Source organism: Lamprobacter sp., from assembly GCF_034860625.1.
In the GTDB taxonomy this organism is placed as follows: Bacteria; Pseudomonadota; Gammaproteobacteria; order Chromatiales; family Chromatiaceae; genus Lamprobacter.
This window is the reverse complement of sequence record NZ_JAYESN010000128.1, coordinates 1-10,656: the sequence shown is the minus strand read 5'-3', so window position 1 is coordinate 10,656 and position 10,656 is coordinate 1. Positions and strand designations below refer to the sequence as shown.

Genomic DNA, 10,656 nt, shown 5'->3' with positions numbered 1-10,656 from the left:
CAGATCATGACCCTGGGCGCGGGCGGCGTTCACCGCCGCCTCTAATGCGACCAGGCCGTTCTCCTCGCGCAGCTTCAACTCAGCTTGGCCGAGCTGCTCGCGGTAGTAGCTGAAAAAGGTGCCCGCTCTGCTGTTGAGATGATCATGCAAGGCTTGGCGAATCTCCGCCAGACTGCCACTGGCATCGACCATGGAGAAATCCCAGCGCAGCACAAAGTACTGGTTGTGCCGCGCGGTGGGGTTTTGGCCAATGGCGAGCGATCCAAACAGCGCCTCGAATTCCCCGGCGCGCGGATGCTCCCGGTGCGGTCGGCGTAGTAATAGCCTTCCGTGCGGATGGCGTGGAAGTCAGCGGTGCCGTAGGGGAATTTCATGGTAAAGGCGTTCACGCTTTGCTGTCGATCGCCTGAGTTGTAGGCAGTCAGTATAGCGCTTTCAGAGTCATCCTCCTCGCCGCTCGCGGCAGGGCCGCAGATCGCATCCAGGCACTCAAGCCCAGTGTTATGATTTGCCTAGGCAACAACAAAGAACGCCCCCGCTGCCCGCTCCGGCTCCTGCCCGCATCGCGCAGAGGGCGCTGTGGCGCTGCCCTCTGGCCCCTGAACCGAGCACCATCATGCAGCGTTTTTTCAACAACGCCGGCCCAATCAAGCCGCAGCTGCACTACCACCTGCCGCGGTTGCAGCGTCTGGATTGGGACGAGGTTCAGCAACTGATCCGCGAGCAGCGCTACTTTGTGCTCCACGCCCCGCGCCAGACCGGCAAGACCAGCACGCTGCTGGCGATGATGCAGGCGCTCAATGGCTGCGGCGACTACGCCTGTGCCTACGCCAACATCGAGGGCGCCCAGGCGGCGCGCGGAGATGCGACGCAGGGCATCCCGGCGGCCTGTGAGGCCATGGTGGATGCCATTGCCCGCGATACCCACCACCCTGATCTACTGGCCTGGTACAGAACCAACAAGCCCGAGACCCAGCCGCAACACCTGCTCACTCGGCTCCTGACCCAATGGGCGGCAACGGCCACCCAGCCCACCGTCCTGTTGCTCGACGAGGTCGACGCCCTGGTCGGCGACACCCTGATCTCCCTGCTGCGCCAGATCCGCGCCGGCTACGCCCAGCGCCCCGAGTCCTTTCCCCAATCCATCGTCCTCTGCGGCGTGCGCGACGTGCGCGACTATCGCCTGGAGCAGGACGGCGCGCAGGTCATCACCGGTGGCAGCGCATTCAACATCAAGGCCAAGTCCCTGCGCATGGGTAACTTCACCGAAGCCGAGACCCGCGCCCTCTGGTTGCAACATACCGAGGCCACCGGTCAGCGGTTCGATGAAGCCATCTTCCCCGAGCTGTGGGAAGACAGCCGCGGCCAGCCCTGGCTGGTCAATGCCTTGGGCTACGAGGTGACCTGGGAAAACCGCGCCGCACGCGATCGCAGCCAGCCCATTGGCCTGATCGACTACCAGGCCGCCCGCGAGCGCCTGATCCAATCGCGCGCTACCCATCTGGACCAGCTCAGCGATAAGCTCAAAGAACCGCGGGTGCATCGCGTGCTACAAGGGCTGCTCACCGGCGAGGAAGACAGCCTGGACAAGCTGACGATGGACGATCAGCAATATGTGGAAGACCTGGGGCTGATCGTCACCCGTCCCGGTGTGCGCATCAGCAACCGCATCTACCAAGAGATCATCCCCCGCGAGCTGAGTTGGATTGCGCAAACCCGTATCCCCAATCAGGAGCCGGCCTGGTACATCGACCCGGACCACCGTCTCAACATGCCGAAGCTGCTGGCCGCCTTCCAGCAATTCTTCCGCGAGCACTCGGATAGCTGGAGCGAAGGCTTCGATTACAAGGAAGCCGCCCCGCAACTGCTGATGCAGGCCTTCCTGCAGCGCATCATCAACGGCGGTGGCCGTCTCACCCGAGAATACGGCCTTGGGCGCAAGCGCACCGATCTACTGATCGAATGGCCGCTGGACCCGGAGCAGGGCCTGTACGGCCCGTTGCAACGGGTGGTGATTGAACTCAAGCTGCTGCGCGGCAAGCTCGACAGGGTGATCCAGACCGGGCTGGCGCAAACCCTGGACTATTGCCGGCGAGTCGGCGCCGACGAGGCCCATCTGGTCATCTTCAACCGCAACCCCAAGGTGTCCTGGAAAAAGAAGATCTGGCACAGGCCCGCCAGCCTTGAAGGATTCAGTATCGGGGTTTGGGGGGCCTAGCGCCTGATCCCAACGCGCGCCTGCGCACCCATCAACCGATGCGCTTGCCTCAAGAACTCCATGCACCTTCATCTGTGCAACAGACCTTGACGCAGATCCGCCTCGATCCGCAGGCCGACCCCATCTTGGACCTGTGGCGGAGCGCGCGAGCCAGGTCAAGAAGGCGGAGTATGCCGCCGCCGGCGTGCCCGAGTACTACATGCTGCATCGCGAGTCCGGCAACCTGGCCTTCTACGCTCGCACCCGCAGCGGCCTCTACAGCCCGCTGCCAACCGAAGGCGAAGGCAACGAGCGTCTCGTTCGCTCGCGGTTGCTACCCGGCTTCCAGTTTCGTCTCGCCGACCTCATCCGTCGCCCTGACCTGGAGGCGATTCGTCACGATCCGGTCTACAGCGCCTTCGTCCTCCCAGAGTGGACCCGTGCCGAACAGGCGCAAGCGCAGGCCGAGCGCGAACGGGATCGAGTCAGCCGCGAACGTGATCAGGCCAGCCGCGAGCGCGACCAGGCCCTGGCAAGGGCTGAGCGCGAGGCGGCCGCGCGGACTGCGCTTGAAGCGGAACTCAACCGCCTGCGGGAAGCCAAGCAGCCTGGTTCATTCTGATCGCTTTTTCGTGCTCGCTGACCCATCCGCGATTTCGCGCCACCTGTCCCGCCTCGCGTTGCTGGGGATGATCTGGGGCATCCTGCTCCTGCTCGGCGGTTGCGCCACCAACGCAACCGATGGGGCTCCGCGTCCAGATCGGGGGGTGCTCGATTTGCGTGGCTGGACTCCGCACGATGGGCCGATCGCGCTCAGGGGCGAGTGGGCCTTTCACTGGCGGGCCATGTTAACCCCTGACAAGGCGCGCCAGTCAGTTCCGGATCGCTATGTCGCGGTTCCCTCCACTTGGGATCATTATCAGATGGCCGGTGAGAACCTGCCTGGGCATGGCTATGCCACCTATCGTTTACAGATTCTGACCGACCTGCCTGTCGGAACCCAGCTCGCCTTGCAGGTGCATAGTTTCTCAAGTGCCTATCGACTGTTTGTTGATGACCGGCTGGTAGCCAGCAACGGCACCCCGGGGACTCGCGTCGAGCAGGAACAGGGGCAGTATCGTCCCCTGGTGGCCGTCTTCAGTGTGCCAGACGCCAGGTTCGAGCTGTTGATCCAGGTATCTAACCATCATTATGCCCGTGGCGGATTCTGGGCGGACATCTTTCTTGGCGATGCCAACACCCTGATTGATCAGGTACTCAGCCGCTCTTTGCAGGAAGCCGCCCTGTTCGGCGCTTTGCTGGTGATCGGGTTTTTCTATGCGGCGGTCTACTTTCTGCTCCGCCGGCATCGCTATCTTCTCACCTTTGCGCTTTTCTGTCTGATCCTCATTGTGATTCTGGACATGGCGCACCTGTTGCTGCTGACTCGCTTGGCTCCGGCAATCCGTATTGAGCAGATCGCCTTCCTTCATTATTCCAGTACAGCCTGGGGGGGCTTCCTGCTGCTGCTCTATACCCATCAGCTGTTTTCCACCACGCTGTCCGCGGTGCTTGTGCGGATCTGGCTGGCGATCAATTTGGTGGCCCAAGGTGCTTATCTGTTGCTGCCGATGTCAAGCTATTCCGCCTTTGGGCCGCTGAGCAACCTGCTGGACATCAGTGTGCTCGTCTGCACCCTGTTGGTTTGCCTGCTTGCTGTCCGCGCGCGAAAACAGGGGGGGCTGACTCACCTGATCAGCCTGCTGGTGCTGGTCATTATTAATCTGCATGATGTCCTGTATCTGACCAATGCCATCAGTAGTGTTGCTGGCAGTTCCCTGCATCTGGGTGTCTTTATTTTTTTGCTGTTGCAGCTGATTCTCCAGGCTCAGCGCATTTCTCTGCTTAACGCACAGAATCAAGCCAACGAAATGGCCTTTTTACGCGCGCAGATCAATCCCCATTTTCTTTACAACACCTTGAATACCGTCATCTCTTTGTCGCGGCGCGACATGGAAAAAGCCCGCCAGCTGCTGTACCAATTCAGCGAGTTTCTGCGCCAGAGTTTTGATTTCAAGAATCTCAATCAACACACCAGCCTTGACGAAGAATTGGCGATGGTTGAGCTGTTTGTGTCCATCCAGCGGGAACGCTTCGGTGAGCGGGTTCAGGTCAAGTACCAGCTCCCGCGGATCACAACCTACCAGGTGCCGGCCAACGTCCTGCAGCCGATTGTCGAAAATGCCATCAATCACGGGATTTTGCCCCGCAGAGAAGGAGGAGTTGTCACGGTCAGCGTCGAGGCCACGCGGCAGGCGCTCCATTTTGGTGTCAGCGATGATGGCGTCGGCATGAACCCAGCCGCCACTTTGGAGCGGCAGGGTGACCAACGCCAGGGGATCGGCCTGAATAATATTAACCGCCGCCTACTGCATCTCTACGGCCGGGGATTAGAGATTACCAGCACCCCCGGCCAGGGCACCCGAGTGCGATGGTTCGTCACTGTGCTCACCGCAGCCGCAGAGTAACGCCACCGACCGCTGACGTCTGCTTGATCCGTCTGAACCGCTGCGCGGATTGGTGTTTTGCACCAGATTGCACCCACAGGAACCCAACGGCGCGCGGCCTAGTCGTGAGATTTTCGCGAGATCGGTCTGCTAGCCTGCACCACTTCACGCAGCTCGCTGCTCCTGGTGAATCCAACACTGATGATAAAGCCTGCGTCTGGCAGGCATTCAGCCGTATGCAATGGCTGTGAGGCCTCGGTATAGAGATCGCACTGATGCCCATGACCGCCGTGTTGATAGACGATGAACAGCCGGCCCTCGATGAACTCCAAGCATTGCTGAGGGCGCACGCCGCTGACTTGCAAGTGGTTGGCTGTTATCGCTACCCCGAGGATCTGCTGGCGCAGACCGCAAGATTGCGTCCCGACGTGGCCTTTGTTGATGTCGCCATGCCGGGCATGGATGGGCTGACACTGGCCAGGCAGCTGCAACAGCAACTGCCCAAGATTGCCATTGTGTTTGTCACCGCCCATGCTGGTTACGCAGTCAAGGCCTTTGATTGCGCGGCCGAGGATTATCTGCTCAAGCCGCTGCAACCCCGGCGGCTCGCCACCACCGTGGAACGACTGCGAGCGCGGGTCGATCAAAGTCCCCGCCAATCCCACATCCGCATCACCACCTTCGGCGGCCTGCAGGTCCAGACGCCAAACGGCCCGCTGACATGGCACTCCAGCAAAACCCGTGAGCTTTTCGCTTGGTTGCTGCATCACCACGGCACCCCGATCAATCGCGAGCAACTGCTCGACGCCCTCCATCCGGATGCAGCCTTCTCCCGCGCTGAAAGCCGTTTCTACAACGACAGCTACCACATCCGCAAAAGTCTCGAGAGCGCGGACGTCGGCGAGTGCATCCGGCTGACGAAACTGGGTCTGGAATTGTCCGCTGATGTCTTCTGGGACAAGGCGCATTTTGGCCATCTGGTGTCACTGGCAGCCAGACAGCAGGATCCACTCCCTTCTCTGGAGCAAGCGATCGACCTCTACCAAGGCGATTACCTGGCCGATGCGCAGTGGCTCTGGGCTGATCCGTTTCGCGAACGCTTGCGGTTGCAGTATCAGGCCGCGCTGCTCAGTGCCGCGACCGAACATCAGCGGCGAGGGCAATCCCAGCAGGCCGAAATCCTGCTGCTGACCGCCAGGGAGCAGGATCCGTTCAACGAGCAGGCGGTGATCCACTTGGTCGAGCTTTACCTTCAGGACAATCGCCGACCCCATGCGCTGAGCCTCTACCACGGGTATGCGCAGTTGCTGGCGGATGAACTGCAAGCGGAACCAGGCAGCAAGTTGCGCGCATTGATCACCGCCGCAAACCGCTAACGCCCGACAGCGTGCCGGCGCAACACAAATGAATACATTGCCACAAAGCCTCGGATTTGCGCTGCAACTCAATGACTACCTCTCAATCTGATAAAAAAGGCGCCTGATCATGGCCTCAGCAACCCACCAAATCGCCGTTATCGACCGCAGCGTCAGCGACTATCAAGCCCTGGCAACCGCCGCCGAACAGGCCGGGCTGGAGGTGATTCTGCTCTCTGGTCAGGGAGATGGCGTCGCCGAACTCGCCGCCGCGCTGCAAGGGAGCCGTGGTATTGAAGCGCTGCATCTTATCTCCCACGGCAGCGCCGGGCAGATCCAGCTTGGCAGTGCTCATCTGAATAACAAATCCCTGAGCGAATATTCCGCAACCCTCGCGCAAATTGGCCAGAGCTTGACCGCTGAGGGTGATCTGCTGCTTTACGGCTGCAATGTGGCGGCAGATGAAAACGGTCGCGCTTTTATCGACGAGTTGGGGCAGATCACCGGGGCGAATGTGGCGGCATCGGATGATCTGACCGGGTCAGCGGCGCTGGGTGGCGACTGGGTGCTGGAAGCAGCGATTGGCGATATTGAATCGCCGATGGTCGCTGCGGCGGGATTTAACGGCACGTTGCTTGAACCTAACGCCCCCCCCACCATCGCCATTAATCAGGCGCTGAACTTTGATGGGGTGAATGACAAGATCGATTTGGGTGCGCCCTTGTTGCCAACAAGCGGCAGTGCAAACGCCATGACTCTCATGGCCTGGATGAAACCTGATGATGTTAGTAAACCTGAACAATGGTTCATCAGTCAATATAAAGGTGGTGATGATTCCAACAGGTTTATATGGGGAGTCTCTCAAAAGAAACTCTGTTATTTTACAGGTTCAGATTATATCCTTTCTGATACAAATCTTACGAACGGGGAATGGTACCATGTTGCTGTTGTTCAAGAATCAGACGGTACCATCACCCACTATCTGAATGGTGTTGCCGATGGAAGCGGCACAAGTAATACATCGAATTTCGTCGATGCACATACCTATATCAGTGGCAGCGTATATATTAATACCTCTGATAGTGCCTTTGGCAACTTTGACGGGGCTCTCGACGAAGTCAGTATCTGGAACACAGCTCTCGATGCCACGGCAATCCAGGCCGCCATGAACACCTCTCTGGCTGGCGATGAAACTGGCTTGGTGGCCTACTACAGCTTTGATCAGGCTTTTGGCACTACGCTCAGCGATGACAGCGACAGCAATCCTGCCTACAACGGCACCCTGATCAATTTTGGTACGCCCGTAACCGCGACCGGTCCACTCCAGCAAGTTGTCACGGAAGACGAGGCCGGTAACCTGCTGTTCTCGGGAACGCCTTTCGCCGATGCGGATGGCGATCCTCTGACGGTGACCTTGAGCGTGGGCGAAGGGAGTATTGCAGCCTCTTCTGCTGGTGGTGTCACGGTCAATGACACCGACCCCGCAGCGGTCACCTTTACAGGCAGTGTGGAGGATCTCAACACCTTCTTTACCACTGCCGGCAAGATCACCTACACCTCTGCTGCCGAGCCCAGCGCCAACAGTCAAACCCTGACCATCAGCGCATCCGACGGCAACGGCGGTAGCGATTCCGCCACGCAAGACATCATCATTCGGCACAATATCAACGAAGCGCCGGTGTTCAGCTCCAACGACACCTTCACGATCGACGAGAATACCACCGCCGTTGGCACGGTTTTGGCGGAAGATAACAAGACCAACAGCGCACTCAATTTTGACGGTACGGATGATTATGTCGCTATCAACGCCAATGTGCACGGCGGCAACGAAGATATCATCACCATCGAGGCATGGATCAAAACTGCGGGGAGCACTGGAGACATCCCAAACATCGTCAGCTCATCTACTCTTAACAACGGCGTCGGCGACACAGCAGATAATCTCCAATTCAGAATACGTGAAAATAAGCTTGAAGTCGGTATGGATACCGGTGAGTGGCAGGGGGTTACCGGTGCCCCCGTAGTGAATGACAACGAGTGGCATCACGTCGCCATCGTAAAAAATGGCTCTGACGTGACCCTGTATCTCGACGGGGTGGCAGACGGTAGCGGAACAATCGATCAGACCGCAACGCCGACCCATTTCTACATTGGCGCTTACTACGAAAACAACCAGATCCATGCTGACAGCTACTTCAAAGGCCAGATAAACGATGTCCGCATCTGGAATACCGCCAGAAGTGCGGCTGAACTCAACGACAACAGGAACACCGAGCTGGTTGGTGATGAAGCCGGCCTAGTGGGGTACTACAAATTTGATGAAACCAGCGGCGCGACCATTGCCGACAGAACGGCGAACGGCTACGACGGTACGCTCAACAACGCCACTAACGACGCAACCGAACAAAGCGGCGATATCATGGAGTACAGCATCGTCGGTGGTACTGATGCCGATAGCTTCACCATCAACAGCAGTTCCGGGGTGTTGGCCCTCAAAACCCCCGCTGACTATGAAACCCAAGACACCTACAGTTTAACCGTCCGCGCCACCGACCGCGCATCAGGGCTTTCTACCGACCAAAGCGTTACGGTGACTGTCACGGACCAGGAAGAAGCGACCATCACCGCCGTCACGTCATCGACTGCCGATGGCAGCTACAAGGTGGATGATATCATCAACATTCAGGTGACCTTCAGCGAAGCAGTCACGGTCGATACCACCAACGGCACCCCGCAACTCACGCTGGAAACCGGCGCCACCGACCGCTCGGCCACCTACACCAGCGGCTCCGGCACCAACACCCTGACCTTCACCTACACCGTGCAGGCGGGCGACACCAGCAGCGATCTCGACTACGCCGGCACCACCGCCCTGGTGTCGAACGGCGGCACCATCACCGCCAACGGCGAGTCCGCTACACTGACCCTGCCCGCGCCCGGCGCGGCCGGCTCGCTGGGAGCCAACAAAGCGCTGGTAATCGATACCACCGCGCCGACCGCACCCAGCCTCGCATTGGCAGACGATAGCGGCAGCAGTGGCAGCGACAACCTCACCAACGACGCCACCGTCAACGTCACCGGTCTGGAATCGAGCGCGACCTGGGAATACAGCCTGAACGGCACCAGCTGGACTGCCGGCAGCGGCAGCAGCTTTGAACTGAACCCGGGTGAGAATACCACCACCAATGTCTTGGTCCGCCAAACCGACGCCGCTGGTAATACCAGCAACACCGCCTCGCTGAGCGCCGATGTCACGGTTGACACCACCGCGCCGACCGCCCCCAGCCTCGCATTGGCAGCCGATACCGGCAGCAGTAACAGCGACAACCTCACCAACGACGCCACCGTCAACGTCACCGGTCTGGAATCGAGCGCGACCTGGGAATACAGCCTGGACGGCACCAACTGGACTGCCGGCAGCGGCAGCAGCTTTGAACTGAACGCCGGTGTGAATACCGCCGCCAATGTTTTGGTTCGCCAAACCGACGCCGCTGGCAATACCAGCAACACCGCCTCGCTGAGCGCCGATGTCACGGTTGACACCACCGCGCCGACCTTTGACGAGACGCCAAGTGCTGGCAGCCTCACCACCGACGGCTTCACCCCATTCGCCAGCCTGGACGAAGCCGGCACCCTCTATTACGTCGTGGTTGCCAATGATGCGTCAGCGCCGAGTATCACCCAGATCCAAGCCGGGCACGACAGCAACGATAGCGCTGCACTCGCAGATGCCAATGCCTCGGTATCCAGCGGAGATTTCGACAGCAACTTCTCCGCCATCACCAGCTTGAACGCCAACACCGCCTACGACCTCTACGTCGTAGCGACCGACCAAGCTGGTAACGATCAGGCCAGCGTGACCAAGGTCGATGTCACCACGGCCGCGAATACGGCGCCCAGCATCACATCCAACGGCGGCGGCACCACTGCTGCGATTGATGTCGCCGAAAACACCACCGCCGTGACCACGGTCACCGCCAGCGATGCCGACGGTGACACGGTGACCTTCAGCCTCACCGGTGGTGCTGACCAGAACCTGTTCCAGATCGACGCCAACTCCGGCGCTCTGAGCTTCAAGAGCGCCCCGAACTTTGAAAACCCGCAAGACCAAGGTGACACGGCGGGCAATAACACCTATGTGGTCGAGGTACAGGCTGATGACAGTCACAGCGGCACCGACACCCAGACCATCACCGTCAGCGTCACCGATGTCAACGAAGCTCCCACAGCTGTCGCCCTGACCAACACCACCACCAGCCTCGCTGAAAGCACCGACACCAACGCGCGCATTGAAGTCGGCACTCTCGCCATCACCGACGATGCCCTCGGCAGCAACGCCGTCACCCTCACCGGCGCCGATGCCGACAGCTTCGAGGTCGATGGCAACACGCTCTACCTCAAGGCCGGCACCAGCCTCGACTTTGAGACCCAGGCCAGCTACGCCGTCACCGTCCAGGTTCAGGACAACGACCTAACTGGCAGCGCGCCCGTCACCACAGCATTCACACTCAACATCACCGACGCACCCGAGCCTGAGCCAGAACCCGAACCAGAACCCGAGCCAGAACCCGAGCCCGAACCAGAGCCCGAGCCAGAGCCCGAGCCGGAGCCAGAACCC

At 59.9% G+C, this 10,656-nt stretch carries 5 protein-coding genes and 1 pseudogene; 5 read left to right on the top strand and 1 reads right to left on the bottom strand.

Features of this window, described 5'->3' with window-relative positions:
* Positions 1-252: pseudogene (locus tag VBE63_RS21045) on the bottom strand (AAA family ATPase); the annotation flags it as partial.
* Between the two features lie 364 nt (positions 253-616).
* On the opposite strand from VBE63_RS21045, the gene VBE63_RS21040 reads away from it, so the two are divergent.
* The 5 genes from VBE63_RS21040 to VBE63_RS21020 form a co-directional block, all read left to right on the top strand.
* Positions 617-2,218 (top strand): AAA family ATPase, encoded by a 1,602-nt coding sequence (locus tag VBE63_RS21040; protein ID WP_323684983.1) that lies wholly within the window; start codon positions 617-619, stop codon positions 2,216-2,218.
* A gap of 133 nt (positions 2,219-2,351) precedes the next feature.
* Complete coding sequence (locus tag VBE63_RS21035; RefSeq protein ID WP_323684982.1) at positions 2,352-2,819, top strand: hypothetical protein; 468 nt, start codon at positions 2,352-2,354, stop codon at positions 2,817-2,819.
* A 10-nt stretch (positions 2,820-2,829) separates the two neighbouring features.
* Positions 2,830-4,704: a sensor histidine kinase gene (locus VBE63_RS21030; RefSeq protein WP_323684981.1), complete on the top strand. Its 1,875-nt coding sequence runs from the start codon at positions 2,830-2,832 to the stop codon at positions 4,702-4,704.
* Between the two features lie 254 nt (positions 4,705-4,958).
* Positions 4,959-6,059, top strand: coding sequence for a response regulator (locus tag VBE63_RS21025; protein WP_323684980.1), 1,101 nt, complete (start codon positions 4,959-4,961; stop codon positions 6,057-6,059).
* Positions 6,060-6,168: 109 nt separating this feature from the next.
* Positions 6,169-10,656: DUF4347 domain-containing protein (locus VBE63_RS21020; protein ID WP_323684979.1), on the top strand; the 4,488-nt coding region annotated here is incomplete at its 3' end.

What these genes read in the sequence shown, in the direction of transcription:
- VBE63_RS21040 (WP_323684983.1), top strand. Translation starts at nt 617, where the DNA reads ATGCAGCGTTTTTTCAACAACGCCGGCCCAATCAAGCCGCAGCTGCAC.
- VBE63_RS21025 (WP_323684980.1), top strand. Translation starts at nt 4,959, where the DNA reads ATGCCCATGACCGCCGTGTTGATAGACGATGAACAGCCGGCCCTCGAT.